Origin of the sequence: Microbacterium soli (assembly GCF_039539005.1) — a bacterium.
Taxonomy (GTDB): domain Bacteria; phylum Actinomycetota; class Actinomycetes; order Actinomycetales; family Microbacteriaceae; genus Microbacterium; species Microbacterium soli.
Window position 1 is genome coordinate 2,180,400 of the sequence record NZ_BAABCP010000001.1, and the last position, 18,942, is coordinate 2,199,341.

An 18,942-nucleotide genomic window follows, 5' to 3' on the forward strand; every position below is an offset into this window, starting at 1 on the left:
GTACGGGGGCGTTCCTTGCATTCGTGGTCATGGGAGAGGACTGTGGAAGTACCACAGGTGGCCTTCAAGGTCCCGTGCGCCGTATTCGCGAACACCATAGGGCTGATCGACGGGAGCCTCGACGATGTCAGCATTGTGTTCGATGGCAAGGCGATAATGATCATCGACGCTGTTGACGAGGATCACAGTCATCCCGCTGACTGCCCCCAGTTCGCGGGGTGAGCGATATCCCTCGCCGACCGGATGAAGCCATATGGCTTGGTCCCCTGCGTAGAGTTCGGCGTGAACGGCTCGCCCGTCGGAATCGCGTTCGAGAGGCCCGGCCAGAAGTCCAAAAGTCTGGCTCAGGTACGCGTGTGCTGCTGCAAGATCCTCGTACACGAGCAGGGTGGTTGTTCTACGGACGGGAGTGTCCAACATCGTCATCTCCTCGATAAGCGTGAACAACTCCTCAGGTGGCGTCTCGCTGGAACGATCGAGTTCCCCGTCAAGCGCACGCAGCCGAGTGGCGAGCCTGGTGACGACCTCTGCGGTGCGCTCTGTGTCCGCGAGATGGCGGGAAACCATTGCTCGTAGATCCCACTGCGGGTCGTCGAGCAATGACTTGATATCGGCCAACCCGAACCCGAGCCCACGCAATGCCAGTATGCGATACAGTCTCGTCACGTTGTCCCGATCGTAGACGCGGTGCTGCCCGCTCGTAGTCGCCGACGGTTGCAGAAGTCCGATCTGATCGTAGTGTCGAAGTGTTCGCACTGTTATTCCTGTGAGTTCAGCGAGCCTGCCCACTTTCCATGTTCCGGCGTCAGCCCGCGGGTCGTCCGGCGATTCCTGCCATTCCATGCCCCGACTATAGAAGCTCACGTTACGTCACCTGCAAGCAGCCAGAGGCGATGGCCTGAATGAGCCCATCTCTTCAGACAGTTCGGGTGCAGACGTATGAAAGAGCTGTCGCATGACCGCGGAAAGATCGAGAAGGCTTCCTGCAGCGACAACCGATCTTCGATGGCTCGTTGGTCGTTGTCCGTGCGACGCCATAGTCACCGCTCGGGGCAGAACGTCTCCGGGAGTGGATCTTCCGAACTGGTCGCGTGCTCGGTCTGCCTCGCTGCTCACCCGGCACCGGGTCGTGATGCCGCCCCGTGTGTTCTCGACACTCTCGGCGGCAGTATTGCGTGCGCTCGAACGGGGAAGCTCCCCATGCTCTCGACTTTCAGAGGAGCGGCTGTGAAGTCGAAATCCTCCGTGGGTGCTGCCTCGAGGTTGCAGAGGTGTTCGACGATGGGGATGCCTGCCTCCAGAAGCGCGGAGTGCACGGGGCGGGTGCCGCCGTCCGTGTCGTCGATGTTCAGCGAGTCGATGCCCACGAGGGCTGCGCCCTGATCGCGAAGATATTCTGCAGCCCGTTCAGTGAGGTACGGGTGCCTGGAGAAGTAGTCGTCGGTTCCCCAATGCTCATCCCACCCGGTGTGCACGAGTATCGCGCGGCCTCGGCAGTCGACAGGGGCGAAGTGATGCCAGTCGATTGCCCGTTCCATCGCTCCGGAGACTCTGACAACCACGCCGGGGAGGTTCGTGAGTCGGCTCAGCGGTGCTTCTGCGAGGTCGTCACCGTCGTGGTAGCGGTGGAAGGGCACGTCGATGTAGGTGCCGGTGTTGCCGACCATGTCGATGCGATCGATCTGAAACTCGGTGCCCCTCGTGTAATGCGCTCTCGACTCCATCCGCGAACGATGCGGGAAGATCATCGGAGAGGGCAGTCCCGCATACGTCACCATGCCGTCGGCGATCGTGTGACTCAAATCGATCGATGCTCGATGCGACTCGTCGTCTGAGAAGCGGGTGCGTTCGATGGGCGATCGTTTGTGCGACTCGACGATGATGCTCTTGCTGCGAATCCGAACCTCACTGACCATCAGAAGACGCAGATCGCGAATGATGTACTCGGCCAGCGTCACGTCGTCGATATCATCTCCGTCGATATCCAACCGGAAGCCCTGCCCCTGGATTCCGCCGCCGTTCGCGAACTCGACCTCGAAATCGCAACTGACTCGTTTGTCTCCTGCGTTCATCAGCCCTCCCTATCTCGTGGCTGTTCCTGAAGGAGCACGCTCGACTGCCGTCGCGGCGGTGATCACGGCGTCCATGCTCGCAGCAAGGACGGATCGTTCGCGTCCTGCAGACCAAGCCGTGCCGTTCTCGGTGCGGTACTCCAGCAGCGTCAGTGCATCGCTGTCGTCGCCCGTGCCGATGCTGGTCTGGTGGAAGCTGAGTATCTCGACCCGGTAGCCGTGAGCATCGAGCGCTGCCGTGAGGGCCTCCACCGGGCCGACACCGGAGTGCGTGCTGCTCTGTTCTTGGCCGTCGACGCGGAGCACGATCGTCGTCTGCGCGTGCTGGTCCGTTTCCGAGGCCTCGAAACCGACCAGGTCGATCGGAGCCCTGTCGCCCGAACCGTCTGACAGGTAGACACGTTGGAAGATCGACCACAACTCGGCCGCGGTGACTTCGCCGCCGGTGACGTCAGTGTGCTGCTGGATGTGCCGGGCGAAGTCGATCTGCAGCCGCCGAGGCAGTTCGATGCCGTATCCGGTCTCGAGCAGGTAGGCGATGCCGCCCTTGCCGGACTGCGAGTTGACGCGGATCACGGCGTCGTAGCTGCGCCCGATGTCGGCAGGGTCTATTGGCAGGTACGGTACCCGCCACTCAATCTCGCTCTCGGGCCGACCTTCAGCGGCGGCGCGGGCGTGGTGCTCTGCGAAGCCCTTCCTGATCGCGTCCTGGTGCGTGCCGCTGAAGGCCGTGTGCACGAGGTCGCCGACGTAGGGGTGACGGGCGTGCACATCAAGCCTGTTGCAGTACTCGACGGTGCGTCGGATCTCGTCGATGTCGGAGAAGTCGATCATCGGGTCGATGCCCTGTGCGTGCAGGTTGAGCGCGAGGGTGGCGATGTCGACGTTGCCGGTGCGCTCGCCGTTGCCGAAGATGCATCCCTCGACGCGCTGCGCGCCGGCCAGTACCGCGAGTTCCGCACAGGCGATCGCGGTGCCCCGGTCGTTGTGCGGGTGCACGGAGAGGATCACCGAGTCGCGGCGGGCGAGGTTCTTGTGCATGTACTCGATCTGGTCGGCGTACACGTTCGGGGTCGCGATCTCGACGGTGGCGGGCAGGTTCAGGACCACCGGACGCTGCGGGGTCGCGTCCCAGAGCTCGGTCATGGCGTCGCAGATGTCGATCACGTAGTCGGGCTCGGTGAGGTTGAACACCTCGGGACTGAACTCGAACCGCACGTTCGGCATGTCGCCGGCGAACTCCAGCACGTCGCGGCCACCGGCCAGGATCAGCTCTCTGAGGTCGTCCTGCGAGTAGCCGAGCACCGTGTCGCGCCAGGTCGGTGCGGTGGCGGTGTACATGTGGATCACGATCGGGTTGGTGATTCCCTGAATCGAGGCGACGGTGCGCTCGATCAGATCGCGGCGGGCCGGAGTGAACACCACGATCGTCACGTCGTCCGGGGCGATGCCGGTGTCGGCGATCAGGCGGACGAAGTCGTAGTCGGTCTGCGACGCGGACGGGTAGCCGACCTCGATCTCCTTGTAGCCCATCGTGACCATCAACTCGAAGAAGCGACGCTTGCGGGCAGGGTCCATCGGCTCGGCCAGCGCCTGATTCCCGTCGCGCAGGTCGACAGGCACCCACAACGGCGCGACGGTGAGGCGCCTGTTCGGCCAGTCACGTTCGGTCAGTGGCACTTCGACGCGCGAGTACACGTCGGTGTAGCGGTGGGACGGCATCTGCGAGTGCCGCTGGCGGTTCCACGCGGGAGCCTGATCAGGTACAGCGCCAGCGGGGGAGCTGATGCGCGGGAACGAGGTCGTCGTCATGTCAAGGGTTCCTTCAACTATTCCGTCGGCTGACCGGCACAGGCATCGGCTCCACGACGAGGAGCCGATCTGACTAGACCCCGCCGTGGCAGCGAAGGAGAAGGAGGAACTCGAAAGAGGACATGCCGCAAATTTAGCATAAGTCCTCAGACAAGTTGAGCAGTTAAAATGAAATCATGGCGCAAGTGGTACGCACGCCCCTCGCAGATCAGGCCGCTGATCTGCTGTTGGAGCGCATCAAGGCCGGCGAGTGGGGACTCGGCGAGAAACTGCCTGGAGAGACGACTCTCGCCCCGCAGCTCGGTGTGGGCCGGTCGACGGTGCGTGAGGCGATCCGGCAACTCGCCGGACGCGGCGTGCTCGCCTCGAGGCAAGGCTCAGGAGTGTTCGTCACCGCTCTCGACGTCCCTGTTGAGTGGGAGAGCGTGCTGCGGCGCGCGGACATCATCGCGGTGATCGAAGCTCGTGTGGCCATCGAGACTGAGGCTGCGGCCTTGGCCGCCGAACATCGCACTCCGGCAGACCTCCGCGCAATCCGCAAAGCGCTCACCTCCCGCAGCGAGCACCGAGCAGAGATCGAATCGCACGTCGATACGGACACAGCGGTGCACCGGGCGATCATCGCCGCGGCGCACAACCCGATCCTGCTGGAACTGTTCGACAGCTTCACCCCGAGACTGCGGCAGACCATGATCGAGATGCTCCGCATCAGGACGCACTTCGGAAGTGATGACGATCACCAGGTTCATGTCGACATCGTTGACGCGATCGCGAACCATGACGCCACCGCGGCGGCAGGCCTCAGTCGTGCACACCTCCTGTCGCTGAAAGACGCTCTCTCGTGACTTCGGGCATGGCGCGGGAACAGACGACAGTTCTGGTTAGGCTGCGAGAGTCAGGTTCTTGCCCATGCTGATCGCGAACTCGATTGGCGTCAAATATCCTGGGTCGCGTTGCCAAATCCATTGGAATGCTGCGGAGAGGCAAACCCCTGCCGCGTATGAGCAGGCCATCTTGTCGTATCTGGACGCGAGTCCCCGCCACTGATTGACGAAGCTGAAGCACCGCTCGACGACGTTGCGACCCTTGTGGCGCTTCTTCTGCTCGTCGCCGAAGTCGATCGGCCTGCCCCGATGCTTGTGCCGGTTCGCGATCTGGTCGGCGCGTTCGGGGACCGTGGCCTTGGTGCTCCGCTCGCGCAGCCAAGTCCGGTCCTTCTTCGGTGGATAGCCCTTATCCGCGAGCACCCGCTCCGGCCTCGTGCGCGCAGGCCCCTTCCCAGGGACACGGATCTCGTCGAGCACGTCGGTGAACATGCTCGTGTCCGCGACCCGCCCACCTGTGAGAACGAACGCGAGCGGCCGCGCCAAACCTCCCCGGGATCGACCGATTGCGTGGTCAGGCGGCGCTGGCCCGGATTTCTTGAGGTTCGATGGAACCCCCTGCGTCCCGCGTGAGGGTCGCGCCGTGCTGGTGAACGCGCGCGATCGAGGAAACCACCGACACAACCCGGTCGATCTCGCCCTGAAGCGACGCCCGCTGCTGGACGTATGTGAGCACGTCCTCGCAGGCAGGCGCTACCCGGCTGGTTGCACTTCTACGATCATCACAGGCACCACTCCGCAATCGGAGCCCCACCCATCAGCAGGATCGAAAACAACCTGCCTGGACATCACACCTAGGTGCTCTTGCCAGGATCAAGCAGAGCCCCGAGCCTGCATTCAGTTGCAGGATCGGGGCCCTTCCTCTGCGTGGAACTTGATGAACGGGCATCCCTAGGTGCCGGAAGTGCCACGCCCTGAAAGAAGCTGATTGGCGTGCATCGCGGAGACTGATCGGATCCTGCGATGAGGATGCTGGCGCCGCGCTCGATTCCCTGTCCACGGTGCTCAGTCCCGGATCAGGAGATGAGCACCATCGGGATACCTGCTACGCAGCGGATTGTGGAGCGAAAGTTGACATGCATACGTATGCATGATGGACTGCACTCACTATTCGAGCAGCTGACGGTTGTAAGGGCGACCGACGGCACGAGGTGAAGGAGCCGAGATGACGTCATCACTACTGGTCCGAGCGGGAGCAATCCTGGGAGCGTTCGCACTCGCACTCAGCGCTGCTGCGTGCTCGTCCCCCTCCCCTTCAGGGTCGGCCCCCGCGGATGACTCGGAGACTTATGAAACGGTCCGCATCGGTTGGCACACCGGAACTGAACTTCGCTTTTACGCCGCACAAGCGCTCGGTACCTTCGACGACATCGGCCTCCCCGTTGAGTTCGTGCGTTTCAACGATGGCCCGTCGAAGAACCTGGCGCTGCAGGCGGGTGAGATCGACGTCGCGTTCTCCGGAACGCCCGGTTTCCTTGTGGCGCTTCAGGCCGGGGTCGATGCGAAGGTGATCGCGTTGGAGGGGGCCTCGGACCTTGCCAACAAGATCGTCGTGAATTCCGAGACGATCGGGAGTGTCGAGGATCTCCGAGGCAAGACGATCGGCGTCTCTCTGGGCACGACCGGCTGGTTGACCGTGAAGGCCGCGCTTGAGCAGGTGGGGCTCAGCCTCGCTGATGTGGAGCTGAAGAACCTCACGACTTCGCAGATGGTGCCCGCCTTCACCCGTGGTGAGGTGGATGCGGTCTCCACATGGGCGCCGATCACATACCTGCTGGAAGAAGCCGGCGCCGAGGAGCTCATCACCGAGAAGCAGGCAGGAATGCCGGATCCGGAACTCTGGTTCGCCCGCAGCGAGTGGCTCACCGATCATCCGGAGGAGGCGACCAAGTTCATCGAGGCCCTCGATCACGGCACGGATCTCCTGGAATCCGAGCGGAGCCAGGTCGCCCGTGAGATCGCGTCGATCATGGCCGTCTCCGAGCCGCACGCGCTGCGGATCCTCGATGAGGTTCCGACCCCCGCACTCGCGGACACCGTGGACTACATGGAGTCGGACGAGCTCGAGGCGGACATCCTCTTCATTCATGGCGAGCTCGTCGAGGGTGAGTTCATCGATGCGACGGCTCTTCCGGAGAGCGCTGTGGCCGGTCGAGTGGATTCAAGCCTCCTCCGGTCGTACCTCGATGCGAAGTGAGCGTTAAGGATTGCGTCCGTACAGGTATAGGGAAGGGGCGAGATGACACAGTCAATCTCTCGAGCCAAGCGACTGCTCTCTGACAGATCCCTGCAATTCCTCGGGCCGCTTGCGCTGGTGGCGGTGTGGTGCGTCGTCACATACGGCGGCCTCGTGGACACCTCCAAGCTTCCCAGTCCGACTCAGCTGTTCGAGGTGGCGGCCGGCCTGATCACGGAGGGCTTCCATGCAGTGACCCTGCAGGAACACATCGTCGCGTCGCTGACGAGGGCGCTCAGCGGGTTTGTGCTCGCTGCGATCGCCGGCATCCTGGTCGGGCTGCTGATGGGGTACTACCGGTGGGCGGACAATCTGCTCACTCTCACGTTCTCGTTCTTCCGTCCGATCCCTCCCATCGCGTTCATCCCGCTCGTCGTGATCTACTTCGGAATCGGCCAGATGAGCAAGATCGTGTTGATCTTCTACGCTGCGTTCCTCTACATGGTCTTGAGTGCTCATTCGGGCGTCAGAACCGTGCCCGATATCTTGATCCGCGCGGGAAAGAACGTCGGGATGTCGTCGAGTCAGCTCTTCATGCGTGTGTTGGTCCCCGGTGCTATGCCGCACATCATTTCGGGGTTGCGCACGTCGATCTCCATCGCCTGGGCGCTCATCGTCGCGGCCGAACTCGTCGCGGCGGACAGGGGTCTCGGCTACATGATCATGGAAGCGGGGAACTTCTATAACCTGCCCGTGGTCTACGTCGGCATCATCGCGATCGGCGTGATCGGTGTGCTGCTGGATGGGGCTCTGCTGCTTCTCAAGAAGCGTGTTCTGCATTGGGAAGGCCGGTGAAAGCCATGAACAAGATCACGATCGACCGATTGGTCAAGCGTTTCGGTGATGTGACGGCACTGGAAGACACCAGTTTCACCGTCGCGCCTGCAGAAGTCGTCTGTCTGCTCGGTCCGAGCGGATGCGGCAAGAGCACGGTGCTCAACATCCTCGCCGGATTCATCGACAAGACCTCTGGCTCGGTGCTCGTCGATGGGGAGGAGGTGCGAGACATCGGTCCGTCCCGAAGCGTCGTCTTCCAGAGCGCCGCGTTGTTCCCGTGGATGACGGTGTGGGACAACGCGACAGTGGGCCCGCGGACACGCCGTCTTCCCTATCGTGAACGCGCAGAAGAACTTCTCGCGGCGGTCGGGCTCTCCGGTTTCGAGAAGCGTTATCCCTATGAGCTGTCGGGAGGCATGCAGCAGCGTGTGTCGATCGCTCGAGCGCTGCTGAACGAGCCGGATGTCCTTCTCATGGACGAACCTTTCGGAGCCCTTGACTCGCAGACGAGGCTGGCGATGCAGGAGCTCCTGATGGAGATCTCAGCCAAGTTCCGCCCAACCGTCATCTTCGTCACACACGATGTGGACGAAGCTCTCTATCTGGGAGATCGGATCCTCCTGATGTCTCCGCGACCGGGGAGGGTCGCTCGGGAGATCACGGTGACCACGGCCAAACCACGCGGCTATGGGTTCTTCACGGCGGACGAGTTCACCGGTCTCAAGCAGGAGATTCTTGAGTTTGCACATAACGGATGGGGAGTTCACGATGACTGACCTCAACAAGCCCAACGTCCTGTTCGTCGTCCTCGACGACCTGGGGTTCGCGGATCTGCACTGTTATGGATCTGAGATCCGGACACCGAACATCGACTCGTTGGCGGACGGCGGGCTGCGACTGCAGAATTTCAACGTGACGGCGATGTGTTCTCCGACGCGGGCCTCGTTGCTCACCGGCCGTGACTGCCATGAGGTCGGAATGGGCATCATTGCCGAGTGGGCGACGGAGCATCCCGGTTACCAAGGCAGGATCTCGCGCTCATCGGGACTCGTCTCGGAGATTCTTCGTCACGAGGGCTATCGGACGATGGCCGTCGGCAAGTGGCACTTGATGCCGCAGTCGGATGTGACACCAGTTGGACCTTTCGATGACTGGCCACTGGGACGTGGGTTCGATCGCTGGTTCGGGTTCCACGGCGCGATCGCCGATGAGTGGAACCCGGAGCTGTTCGCGGATAACCACGCCGTGGAAGAACCCGCTGGCGGGCATCTGACGGAAGTTCTCGCTGATCGGGCGATTCGTATGCTCAGCGACCACGTGACCGCTGGGGTGGAGACTCCCTTCTTCATGTATCTCGCAACGGGAGCGGTTCACTGGCCGCATCAGGCACCCCAGGAGTACGTGGATCGCTATCGCGGCAGATACGACTGCGGTTGGGACGAGATCCGCAGACAGCGTTTCGAACGACAACTTGAACTGGGTATCGTCCCGGAGGGCACGGACCTTCCCGAGGCCAACCCTGGGGTTGCGAGTTGGGATTCTCTGTCCGATGAGGAGAAGCGCGTTTACGCGCGCATGCAGGAGGTCTATGCGGCGTACGTCGAGCACACGGATGCGCAACTCGGGCGTGTGTTCGATCACTTGAAGGCGGTCGGGTTGATGGAGTCGACCATCGTCGTCGTACTGTCTGACAACGGCGCGTCGCCCGAAGGCGGGCCGCAGGGTGCTTTCAATGGGAGGAAGCATCTCGTGTACGAGCCGGAAGAGTTCGGCGTCAAGACCCGGAACTTCGAGGCTCTGGGCACGGCGTCGAGCTACGGCCACTATCCGCATGGCTGGGCTCAAGCCAGTAACACACCGCTGAAGTGGTACAAGAAGGATGTCCACGGTGGCGGGGTGAGAGCACCGTTCATTCTGCACGCACCGGGTCTGATTCCCGACTCGGAGAACGGTTCTGTGAGGAGCCAATATCATCACGTGAGTGACGTCGTCCCGACAGTCTTGGAACTGGCCGGAATCGAGGCTCCCACGAATCTCGCAGGCATTGAGCAGACCCCGATCTCGGGGGTAAGCATGGCGTACTGCTTGACGGACCCGGACGCGCCGGAGAGAAAATCCGCGCAGTATTACGAGATGCTGGGTGACCGTGCGCTGTGGAAGGAGGGCTGGAAAGCCGTGACTCGCCACACCCGTGGTGACGACTTCAGCGCAGATGTCTGGGAACTCTATGACCTCGCGAACGACTTCTCGGAGACGCACGATCTCAGCGGAGAACACGAGGCGCTTCTTCGCACGATGCAGGCGGACTGGCTGGATATCGCAGAGCAGAAGTCGGTATTGCCGCTTGATGACCGCGAGTATGAGCGGCAAGCCGCGTCGATCGCTTTACGCGTGCGGCCGCACACGCGGCTCTTCTCCACGGGAACGCGTTTGGACCGCTACCATGTCCCGGACGTCTCCGGTCGGCGCTATTCGATAGGCGTCGAGTTCGCCGATGTCCGGCCGGACCATGCGGCTCCGCTGCTGACGATCGGATCCCGATTCGGTGGTCTGGCGCTTTCCGTCGGCCCGGACGGCGTCCTGTTCGAGTACCTCTATGACCACGAGCACATCTGGGAGCTGCACGGCTCACTGAGTCGATCAGACTCTCACACCCTGACGCTCTCGCATGAACCGGTCGGTGAAGGCCGGGGTGGATTTGAGCTGACGTTGGATGGTGCTGTGGTCGGAGTCCTGGACTCGGTTCCGCTCTGGCCGGTGGCAGGCCTGGCTGGAGGGATGTACTGCGGCCGGTCGGGCGGCTCGGTGCCGAGCACGGTCATCGCGCCGCATGCGGTGTTCGACGCGCCCGGGTTCGAGGCATCGATCAGCATTCTCGACTTGGAACCGGGCGATGCGGGAAGTGAGCTTCGTGGCAGTCTCGCAGAACAGTAAGGGCGCAGGGATGTCGACATCGACTCGAGCTGGGAGCCTTGACAGTCCGGTGCCGACTGCTACTGGAGCTGGTTGGCTGGCGAACCACCGATCGGTGTTCGCAGAGATGCACGCATGTATCCGGGCGTACGCATCGACCGACATCGGCCCGATCATGCTGTCGAAAGGGGATCGCGCGCAATGATCCTTGACCTTGGTGTTTCCGCGACCGCGCATGCCGTGGCGTCGGGGCGGCTCTCTGCGGAAGATGTCGTGGCCGCGTACACTGCTCAGCGCGAGGCGACTTCCGATATAGGGGCCTGGGTGGATGTTTTCGCGGAGCCTCTCACGGTGCCGACAGGTCCGGTGACCGCGCAGACTCCAGATGCTGAAGAACCGCGAGGTGCACATGATCTCCCGCTCCGGGGAGTGACCGTCGCACTCAAGGACAACATGGCAGTGGCGGGCCGAACGTACGCGGCTGGTACGAGCGTGCGCGTGAGCGATGTCGCGACGAGCGACGCGGACGCTGTGAGCGCACTGCGGACGGCAGGTGCGACGATCCTGGGCATGACCAACATGCACGAGCTCGCGCTCGGCCCCTGGGCGGACAATCCGCACTTCGGCCGTACACACAACCCCTGGAATCGAGAATGCAGTCCGGGCGGCTCGAGCGGTGGTTCCGCGGCCGCGGTGGCGGCGCGACAGGCATTGGCTGCGCTCGGTACGGATACGGGCGGCTCAGTGCGGCTCCCTGCTGCGATGTGCGGGGTGGTGGGTCTCAGACCCACCTACGGAGCAGTCTCCACTCGAGGCGTTCTTCCTGCGGCATGGAGCGCCGACACCGTCGGGCCGTTCACACGCACGGTTGCAGACAACCGGGAGATCTTCTCCGCGATCGCATCCCCGTCGCGCAGCACGGCGGTGCGATCGGACGCTCCGTGGCGGGTGGCGGTACTGTCGGGACCGGCGTTCGAGCGGCTGGAGCCGGCGGTCCGTGAGCACTTTTCACGTGCCATCGAGCAACTGCGGCGCCGTGGTCATGCTGTCCGAGAGTTTCGTCCGCGGTTCATGGAGCACGCGGTCGCAGCCTGGCGGACCACTTCAGCGGTCGAGGCGGCAACGGCATTCGGCGGTCTCGGAGCCTCGGAGCGAGCTGACCTCGGTGACGATGTTCGTGCGCAGCTGGAGGCCGGTGCGCAGATCGCGGCGACGAGTTACGTCGACGCTCAGCGGATGCGAACCCTGATCAGAGGTGAATACGAAGAGTTGCTCGGACAGGTGGATCTGGTGTTGACGCCCACCGTCGCCTTCACCGCGCCAAAGGTCGGCGCCGACAGTTACACGGATGACCGAGGGCGGACTCACTCCCTCGCCATGGAGATAACACGATTCGTCGCGCCTGCGAGTTGCGCCGGCCTCCCGTCGTTGAGCGTTCCTGTGGGACTCGACGACGATGGCTTGCCGACTGCTGTGCTTCTCACCGGTGCCGCCAACTCGGAGCAGCTGCTCTATCAATGTGCGGAGGAGATCGAAGAGATGCAGTGCGGTCGGTTGAGACGGGGTCCCGTGGCTTGTGTACCGGGGCAATGAGCGCATGGTCAGCATGCGACGGGTTTGAGTGAAAGGAAAACTGTGAATCGACGGACGGTGATTGTCACCGGGGCAGGATCTCTGCGCGGCATCGGACGGGTGATCTCTGCTGATCTGGCACGAGCGGGCTACGAGATCGCCATCTACGATCGGGACGAACAGGGCGCGCGTTCGTGCGCGGAGCACCTCAGTTCAGCCTACGGGGTCAAAGTCACGGCACAGGCGGTGGACGTGAGCGACGAGCACCAGGTCGCCGACGCCGTCGCTGCCACGGAGAAGGCGCATGGGGGCGTATACGGTCTGGTCAACAACGCGGGTATCTCCGCGCCGACTCCGGTCGAGGAGATCTCCGTCACGGAGTGGGAACGCATCTTCGCAGTGAACGTGCGAGGGGTGTTCTTGATGTCGCAGGCCGTCCTGCCCATCATGCGCGCAAAGCGGGCGGGTCGAATCGTGAACATGTCCTCGGTGTCCGCCCAACGCGGTGGTGGGATCTTCGGGGCCTCGCACTATTCGGCTGCCAAGGCGGCCGTACTCGGGTTCACGAAGGCAGTCGCCCGGGAGGTGGGAAAGGATGGAGTTCGTGTGAACGCGGTCGCCCCGAGCATGGTCGACACCGATATCGACGGTGGCTTGTTGACGCCGGAGCGTAAGGCGCAACTCGCAGAGGACACTCTTCTCGGACGCCTCGCCACGCCCAGCGATGTCTCAGCTGCCGTGATGTTCCTGATGAGTCCGGAGTCGGACTACATCACGGGCGCGACGATTGATGTTAACGGCGGGGGGCACCTCCATTAAAGAGCACAGAACAGTCGTCTTCGACGACGATCCGACCGGAACTCAGTCTGCGCGTGGTGTCCGAGTTCTGATGAGCTGGACGGCCGCGTCTCTGGCGACGGCGCTCAGGGAACACCGCACGGTCTATCTCCAGACCAATGCGCGTGCGCTGGAGCGCGACCGGGCGGTGGCGCTCCTCCGTGAGACGAAGCAGGCGCTTGCGGCGGTGTCGGCCCGCGAGAGCTTCGAAATACAGATCGTGTTGCGAGGAGACTCGACTCTGCGCGGCCATATTTTCGCTGAGATCGACGCCCTCGACGAGCCGGAGAAGCCCATCCTGCTGGTGCCCGCGTTCCCTGCGGGAGGGCGTATCACGCGCGGGTCCATGCACTATGCGCGCCAGGAGGATGAGTGGATCCCTGTGGCGGAGACGGAGTACGCGCGGGACCCCGTGTTTCCCGTCCCGACTTCGCATCTGGCGGACCTCGTGCGCAACGCGAACCGTATTGTCGCCGCCACCTGCTCCGCGCATGAGTTGCGCGCGAGTGGAGGAGACGTGGTGCGTGAAGCACTGACGAACTCTCCAGGGGGGTCGTTCGTCATTCCCGACATCGAGACGGATGACGATCTCCGGCTCGTCCAGCGCGCGTTCGACGCAGCGAGAGTCGAGGGGCGCCAGAGCATCGTCAGATGCGCAGCACCCCTGGCGGCCATGATCGGCGGCGTGTATGCGTCTGAGCTTCTCCACCCGAGTGACGTGGAGTTCTCGGGCCCTACTCTGATCGTCTGCGGATCCCATACGGAGTTGGCCGACCGACAGATGGCGGCGATCAGTGCCCGGCTTGGACTCGCTGCGCGTGTCGTGCCCGTTCACGCCGCCCTCGCCGATGACGAGCGCGAGCGCCGGAACATCGTGACCGCGGTCCGTGCTGACCTTCGGGAGCGCGGCATTGCGCTGCTCATCACCGAGCGCGGCCGCAAGGAAACTCATAACACTCTGCGACACGGTGAGTTGGTCATGTCGTTTCTGACGAGCATCGTGTCTCGTGTGGCATCGCATGCCGCCAGTATCGTCACGAAGGGTGGTATAACTGCCTCTGAGGTCATTCGTGTCGGGCTGGGAGCAGCCGAAGCCACTGTCGAGGGACAGGTGATTCCTGGCGTGTCCGTATGGCGTGTCGAGACGTCGAGCCGAGCGTGGATGACGACCATCGTGCCCGGGAACGTGGGAGAGACGGACACTGTCGCGACCATTCTCCGGTCGCTCGGGGTGCGGTGATTCTGGACGTGATCGTGTTGCGCAGAGTCGATGGGCGTATCTGATGTCAAGCAGGCGAATGCCGACGAGTCTTGACGTCGCACGTCTGGCGGGCGTCTCCCAATCGACCGTCTCGAGAGCACTGCGCGACTCACCGCGAGTCTCGCCCGAGACCAGGCAAAGAGTGCGCCAGGCAGCGGAGGAGCTGGAATACGTCCTTCAGGAGTCCGGGCGCTCCCTGTCCACGCGTACCAGTCATCGAGTAGCGATCATCTCTGAAGCACTCTCGAACCCGTACTTCGCGGAGCTCGTCGACTATCTGCGTCGGCTACTTGCTGCTAGGGGCTATAAGTCCGTCTTTCTCGCGGACAGTTCGGATGAGATCCTGACGAGCAACATGCTGACGGACGGATCGTACGATGGGGCCGTGATCACCACGGCCGCGAGGGATTCACGACTGGCCGCGGATCTCCGCCACAGGGAGTTTCCGCATGTCTTCGTGAACAGGTCCGTTGACGACCCGCTGAGCGTGACGTGTGAGTTCGACAACGAGAAGGGCGCTCAACTGGTCGCCGAGCTCTTGGTCAAGAACGGTCACAAGGACATCCGAATGATCTCGGGGCCAAGCCGTTTCTCAACCGCGTATCAGCGCTCGTCCGGCCTGGTCGTCGGCTTACAGCGGCTGGGCGTGGACGTGGGACCCGACGCGATTGTGGAATGCGATTACACGATCGAGGGTGCCGGTCGCGCAGCCGCCCTTGACATACTCGGCGGACCGAATCGTCCGACCGCGCTGGTGTGTGTGAACGACTTCTTGGCCATCGGCGCTCTCAATGCTGCTCGGCGGCTCGGCATCGGAGTGCCGGACGAACTCACGATCATCGGGTTCGATGACATCTCGTACGCATCGTGGGATCTTGTCGCCCTGACGACTGTGCGAGGGGACCAGCAGGAACTCGCCTCCGCGGGAGTCGCACAGCTCGTCGAGATGATGGAGGGGAGCACGACGCCTCGTCGCATGGTTCTCGACGTCGATATGGTCCTCAGATCTACACACGGCCCCGCCACCGCGTGACGAGCATCGACCGCCAGGCGCTCGCGGGTCGTCATCGCCTCGGCACGGTCAGTCGCTCCGACTTCGAACGATGAGGGAACGGGCCACTGCGTCAGCGACATCCCGAAGCGGACGAAGAATGCGACTGTGAATGGGGCGAGGCCCGATGCGGCCGCGTCGCTTCCGATCAGCGAGCCATCGGGGAGCAGGTCCCGCGCGGAGCGCCGTGACTCGTGCGGTGTACGAGCTGAACGCCAAGGCGATGGTGCATCGGCTGCTCTTCTCCGTCGATCGCCTTCTTGAGCGTCTGCACGCTCACGCGCGCGAGCGTCGGCAGATCGCAGTGCACGGTCGTCAGCGAGATGACCGACCAGCCGGCCGCGGGGATGTCGTCAAAAGCGACGACGGTGATGTCCTCCGGAACGTTCCAACCGAGATCCCTGGCCGCGTTGAGGGCGCCGATCGCGACGATGTCGTTTCCGCAGACGATGGCCGTCGGCGGCTGCGGGCCGCGCAGGATCCTGACGGTTGCCGCATAGCCAGCATCGACCGTGTAGTCGATATGGTGGACATCGCGGTCGGAGAGCCGTACGGAGCGCTCGCGAAGCGCCGTGCGCAACCCCGTTTCGCGCTCGTGCGCTGTGGAGAACCGCGGATGGCCGGCGAGGAAGACGATGTGCTCGTGTCCGGCATCGGTCAGCAGTTCGGCGATGAGTCGGGTGCCTTCGTCTTCGGCGAAGCCGCACGTGTGACTGTTGTGATCATCGACGGTGCGGTTGACGAAGACATGCGGGATCCCGCGCGAGCGCAGATCGGCGGCAAGTCGTGAGTCGCGTGCCGCGGTGGTGACGAGGATGCCGTCGTAGGAGCCGTCGCTGAGCGCGTCGGCGGTGAGGACGTCATCGGAGGAGTCGGCCACCAGAACGGCGCGGTGGCCGATGCGCGCGAGTTCCTGTCTCAGCGGTTCGACGAGCTCGGCATAGTAGGGATTCGTCAGCGCGTCGGACACCACGGCGATACGCCGGGTGGTGGGAGTCGAGAGCGAGCGGCCAGCCTCACGCGGCACGTAGTCGAGTTCGCGCGCGGCGCGCAGCACGCGCTCCTTCGTCGCAGCCGTGATGTTCGGCAGGTCGCGGAGCGCACGGGACACGGTCGGCTGCGAGACGCCCGCCCGGCGGGCGACATCGATGCTGGTGGCGGCTCTGGCCATGTTGCTCCTCGGCGTCGCCTTGACATGCATACGTATGCAAATCAGGCTAGTCCCATCAGTCGAAGAAGGGCAAGCCTCATGGTCCAGTATCTGAAGTCCAGCAATGCCGACGGCGCAGGCACCGGCGTCAACGCCACGGTCACCGAGACCGTCACGCAGATCCTCGACGATGTGCGCGCGCGTGGCGACGCCGCCGTGCGCGAATACTCCGAGCGCTTCGACAAGTGGGCGCCGGATGACTTCCTCCTCGCCCCTCAACAGATCGACGACATCATCGCGACGGTCCCGCAGCAAGTCATTGACGACATCAAGGCCGTGCAAGCACGGGTGCGCGACTTCGCCGAGCGTCAGCTCGCCTCGCTCAGCGACTTTGAAGCCGAGGTCGAACCCGGTGTCTTCCTTGGCCAGAAGAACATCCCGGTCTCATCCGTCGGCGCTTACGTGCCAGGAGGCCGCTACCCGCTCCTCGCCTCGGCGCACATGACCGTGCTCACCGCCAAGGTCGCAGGCGTGCCTCGCGTCACTGCCTGCACCCCGCCGATCCGCGGCGAGATCCCCGCGGCGACCGTCGCCGCGCTGCACCTCGCCGGCGCTGATGAGATCCGACTTCTTGGAGGCACCCAGGCGATCGCCGCGATGGCGCTCGGTACCGAGAGCATCGGCCGGGTCGATATGCTCGCCGGTCCGGGTAATGCCTTCGTCGCCGAGGCCAAGCGCCAGCTGTTCGGATCCGTCGGCATCGACCTGTTCGCCGGTCCGACCGAGGTACTGATCGTCGCCGACGAGCAGGCTGACCCGTTCATCGTGGCAGTCGACCTGCTCAGCCAGGCCGAGCACGGTCCTGATTCCCCCGCGGTACTGATCACCGACTCGGTCGTTCTCGGACAGAAGGTGCTCGGCCACATCGACGAGATCCTCCCCGGAATGCCCACGAAGGACTTCGCCGAGGTCTCGTGGCGCGAGCACGGACAGGTCATTGTGGTTGACGACATCGACGAGGCCTACGCTCTCGCCGACGAGTTCGCGTTCGAGCACGTGCAGATCCTCACTGCCGAGCCTCGTCGGGCCCTAGAGACCATGAGCAACTACGGTGCGCTTTTCCTCGGTGAAGGCACCTGCGTGTCATACGGCGACAAGGTCATCGGTACCAACCACACCCTCCCCACTCGCAAGGCCGCGCACTACACCGGCGGACTCTGGGTCGGGAAGTTCATCAAGACGGTGACCTACCAGGAGGTCACTTCGACCTCGGCCAGCGCCGCGCTCGGCGAGTTGCTCGGCCGCGCTGCACGCGTCGAGATGTTTGAGGGCCACGCCCGTTCAGGCGACGTCCGGGTCGCCAAGTACGCGGGGCGGTCATTCGACTGGATGGGCGTGCGCGATGGCGAGGCTTCCTGACGCGATCACCGGGCGCACCGCGCTGGTGACCGGGGCCGGTAACGGTCTCGGCCGCTCGATCAGCATCGCGCTCGCAGAGGCTGGCTGCCGGGTGATCCTCGTCGGCCGCATACGCAAGAAGCTCGAGACCGTCGCCGCCGAGTGCCGCGGCGAGAGTCGCATCGCTACGTGCGATGTGGCATCGCCCGCTTCGGTCGACGCACTACGCGAGGAACTGGCGGACGAAGAGATCTCGATCCTCGTCAACAATGCCGGCGTCAGTGGTCCCGTGGCCGATCTCGTCGACGTCACGCCCGAGGACTGGGATGATGTCTTCGCCACCAACGTTCGGGGCACATACCTCATGTGCCGCGCATTGCTCCCCGCAATGATCGAACGCGGCACCGGAGACGTGATCAACCTCGCCTCGGTCAGCGGCAAGCGACCCCTTGCCCGTCGCACGCCGTACGCGGCCTCGAAGATGGCGGTGATCGGTCTCACGGCGACGCTCGCCTGGGAGGTCGGTCCGCTCGGTGTGTCGGTGAACTCGCTCTCGCCGGGCCCGGTCGACGGAGAGCGCATGACCCGGAACTTCACCCGTGATGCGATGGTGACCGGCACCACGTATGACCAAGCCAAGGATGCGTTCGTCTCGCGAGCGGCTTTGCACAGGATGGTGACCGAGCAAGAAGTCGGCCGCGCGGTGATCGGGATGCTCGGAATGCAGGGCCTCTGTGGAGCGGACATCGACCTCTCGGCGGGGATGATCGCTCGGTAGATCGTCCAGGACAGATCGCCCGGTTCAAGACCTCGTCCGGCACAACGACGAGGGGAGGGAGTGGAGGTTCCATTCTCGGCGTTCCGAGCCTGGCGGATGACTCGTCCGGCAGAGGGGAGGGACTTCTGAGAACCCGGCACCTGCCAGCGGCGCAGGGACCGCCAGGCGACCTCGGGGAGCTCGCGCAGCGCCCAGTCCCTT

16 protein-coding genes and 1 pseudogene are annotated in these 18,942 nt (G+C 63.7%); 12 read left to right on the plus strand and 5 right to left on the minus strand.

What is annotated here, in order from left to right:
• Nucleotides 1–27: 27 nt before the first annotated feature.
• The 3 genes from ABD770_RS10280 to ABD770_RS10290 all read right to left on the minus strand — a co-directional run bounded on the left by ABD770_RS10280 (nt 28) and on the right by ABD770_RS10290 (nt 3,884).
• Nucleotides 28–843 carry a VOC family protein gene (locus ABD770_RS10280; RefSeq protein WP_344819458.1) on the minus strand — a complete coding sequence of 272 codons (816 nt, stop codon included), beginning with the start codon at nt 841–843 and terminating at the stop codon, nt 28–30.
• A 269-nt stretch (nt 844–1,112) separates the two neighbouring features.
• Nucleotides 1,113–2,072: a cyclase family protein gene (locus ABD770_RS10285; protein ID WP_344819459.1), complete on the minus strand. Its 960-nt coding sequence runs from the start codon at nt 2,070–2,072 to the stop codon at nt 1,113–1,115.
• Nucleotides 2,073–2,081: 9 nt separating this feature from the next.
• Entirely contained in the window at nt 2,082–3,884 is a 1,803-nt protein-coding gene (locus ABD770_RS10290) for a 2-isopropylmalate synthase (protein ID WP_344819460.1), read from the minus strand.
• 176 nt (nt 3,885–4,060) lie between these two features.
• Between ABD770_RS10290 and ABD770_RS10295 the strand changes: the two genes are divergently transcribed.
• Nucleotides 4,061–4,729 carry a FadR/GntR family transcriptional regulator gene (locus tag ABD770_RS10295; protein ID WP_344819461.1) on the plus strand — a complete coding sequence of 223 codons (669 nt, stop codon included), beginning with the start codon at nt 4,061–4,063 and terminating at the stop codon, nt 4,727–4,729.
• 36 nt (nt 4,730–4,765) lie between these two features.
• On the opposite strand, the gene ABD770_RS10300 is transcribed toward ABD770_RS10295, so the two are convergent.
• Nucleotides 4,766–5,392 carry a transposase gene (locus ABD770_RS10300; RefSeq protein WP_344819462.1) on the minus strand — a complete coding sequence of 209 codons (627 nt, stop codon included), beginning with the start codon at nt 5,390–5,392 and terminating at the stop codon, nt 4,766–4,768.
• Nucleotides 5,393–5,458: 66 nt separating this feature from the next.
• Here ABD770_RS10300 and ABD770_RS10305 point away from each other — a divergent pair.
• From ABD770_RS10305 to ABD770_RS10345, 9 genes and pseudogenes are all read left to right on the plus strand, one after another.
• Nucleotides 5,459–5,566 (plus strand): annotated as a pseudogene (locus ABD770_RS10305) (IS481 family transposase); the annotation flags it as partial.
• 367 nt (nt 5,567–5,933) lie between these two features.
• Entirely contained in the window at nt 5,934–6,965 is a 1,032-nt protein-coding gene (locus ABD770_RS10310; RefSeq protein WP_344819463.1) for an ABC transporter substrate-binding protein, read from the plus strand.
• 42 nt (nt 6,966–7,007) lie between these two features.
• Nucleotides 7,008–7,799 (plus strand): ABC transporter permease, encoded by a 792-nt coding sequence (locus ABD770_RS10315; protein ID WP_344819464.1) that lies wholly within the window; start codon nt 7,008–7,010, stop codon nt 7,797–7,799.
• A gap of 5 nt (nt 7,800–7,804) precedes the next feature.
• Nucleotides 7,805–8,557 (plus strand): ABC transporter ATP-binding protein, encoded by a 753-nt coding sequence (locus ABD770_RS10320; protein WP_344819465.1) that lies wholly within the window; start codon nt 7,805–7,807, stop codon nt 8,555–8,557.
• Nucleotides 8,550–10,715 (plus strand): arylsulfatase, encoded by a 2,166-nt coding sequence (locus ABD770_RS10325; RefSeq protein WP_344819466.1) that lies wholly within the window; start codon nt 8,550–8,552, stop codon nt 10,713–10,715. The genes ABD770_RS10320 and ABD770_RS10325 overlap by 8 nt, the downstream gene beginning before the upstream one ends.
• Nucleotides 10,716–10,895: 180 nt before the next feature.
• Nucleotides 10,896–12,287, plus strand: coding sequence for an amidase (locus ABD770_RS10330; RefSeq protein WP_344819467.1), 1,392 nt, complete (start codon nt 10,896–10,898; stop codon nt 12,285–12,287).
• Nucleotides 12,288–12,329: 42 nt separating this feature from the next.
• A complete protein-coding gene (locus ABD770_RS10335) occupies nt 12,330–13,085 on the plus strand; it encodes an SDR family NAD(P)-dependent oxidoreductase (protein WP_344819468.1) in 756 nt (251 codons plus the stop codon).
• Nucleotides 13,057–14,343, plus strand: coding sequence for a four-carbon acid sugar kinase family protein (locus ABD770_RS10340; protein WP_344819469.1), 1,287 nt, complete (start codon nt 13,057–13,059; stop codon nt 14,341–14,343). Before ABD770_RS10335 ends, ABD770_RS10340 begins: the two co-directional genes overlap by 29 nt.
• A gap of 58 nt (nt 14,344–14,401) precedes the next feature.
• Nucleotides 14,402–15,397 (plus strand): LacI family DNA-binding transcriptional regulator, encoded by a 996-nt coding sequence (locus ABD770_RS10345; protein ID WP_344819470.1) that lies wholly within the window; start codon nt 14,402–14,404, stop codon nt 15,395–15,397.
• Nucleotides 15,398–15,563: 166 nt separating this feature from the next.
• Here the strand turns inward: ABD770_RS10345 and ABD770_RS10350 are convergent, their stop codons facing one another.
• Nucleotides 15,564–16,586 carry a LacI family DNA-binding transcriptional regulator gene (locus ABD770_RS10350; protein WP_344819472.1) on the minus strand — a complete coding sequence of 341 codons (1,023 nt, stop codon included), beginning with the start codon at nt 16,584–16,586 and terminating at the stop codon, nt 15,564–15,566.
• A gap of 78 nt (nt 16,587–16,664) precedes the next feature.
• Between ABD770_RS10350 and hisD the strand changes: the two genes are divergently transcribed.
• Both hisD and ABD770_RS10360 read left to right on the plus strand, forming a co-directional pair.
• On the plus strand, nt 16,665–17,984 hold the full coding sequence (hisD, locus tag ABD770_RS10355; protein ID WP_344819474.1) for a histidinol dehydrogenase: 1,320 nt from the start codon (nt 16,665–16,667) through the stop codon (nt 17,982–17,984).
• Nucleotides 17,968–18,741, plus strand: a complete 774-nt coding sequence (locus ABD770_RS10360) for an SDR family NAD(P)-dependent oxidoreductase (protein ID WP_344819475.1) — start codon at nt 17,968–17,970, stop codon at nt 18,739–18,741. Before hisD ends, ABD770_RS10360 begins: the two co-directional genes overlap by 17 nt.
• Nucleotides 18,742–18,942: the final 201 nt, after the last annotated feature.

Excerpts from the sequence above, each read along its gene's own strand:
- ABD770_RS10310 (WP_344819463.1), top strand. The coding sequence starts at position 5,934 with ATGACGTCATCACTACTGGTCCGAGCGGGAGCAATCCTGGGAGCGTTC.
- ABD770_RS10350 (WP_344819472.1), bottom strand. The coding sequence starts at position 16,586 with ATGGCCAGAGCCGCCACCAGCATCGATGTCGCCCGCCGGGCGGGCGTC.
- hisD (WP_344819474.1), top strand. The coding sequence starts at position 16,665 with ATGGTCCAGTATCTGAAGTCCAGCAATGCCGACGGCGCAGGCACCGGC.
- ABD770_RS10280 (WP_344819458.1), bottom strand. The coding sequence starts at position 843 with ATGGAATGGCAGGAATCGCCGGACGACCCGCGGGCTGACGCCGGAACA.
- ABD770_RS10285 (WP_344819459.1), bottom strand. The coding sequence starts at position 2,072 with ATGAACGCAGGAGACAAACGAGTCAGTTGCGATTTCGAGGTCGAGTTC.
- ABD770_RS10360 (WP_344819475.1), top strand. The coding sequence starts at position 17,968 with ATGGCGAGGCTTCCTGACGCGATCACCGGGCGCACCGCGCTGGTGACC.
- ABD770_RS10295 (WP_344819461.1), top strand. The coding sequence starts at position 4,061 with ATGGCGCAAGTGGTACGCACGCCCCTCGCAGATCAGGCCGCTGATCTG.
- ABD770_RS10325 (WP_344819466.1), top strand. The coding sequence starts at position 8,550 with ATGACTGACCTCAACAAGCCCAACGTCCTGTTCGTCGTCCTCGACGAC.
- ABD770_RS10340 (WP_344819469.1), top strand. The coding sequence starts at position 13,057 with ATGTTAACGGCGGGGGGCACCTCCATTAAAGAGCACAGAACAGTCGTC.
- ABD770_RS10320 (WP_344819465.1), top strand. The coding sequence starts at position 7,805 with ATGAACAAGATCACGATCGACCGATTGGTCAAGCGTTTCGGTGATGTG.
- ABD770_RS10315 (WP_344819464.1), top strand. The coding sequence starts at position 7,008 with ATGACACAGTCAATCTCTCGAGCCAAGCGACTGCTCTCTGACAGATCC.
- ABD770_RS10330 (WP_344819467.1), top strand. The coding sequence starts at position 10,896 with ATGATCCTTGACCTTGGTGTTTCCGCGACCGCGCATGCCGTGGCGTCG.
- ABD770_RS10290 (WP_344819460.1), bottom strand. The coding sequence starts at position 3,884 with ATGACGACGACCTCGTTCCCGCGCATCAGCTCCCCCGCTGGCGCTGTA.
- ABD770_RS10345 (WP_344819470.1), top strand. The coding sequence starts at position 14,402 with ATGCCGACGAGTCTTGACGTCGCACGTCTGGCGGGCGTCTCCCAATCG.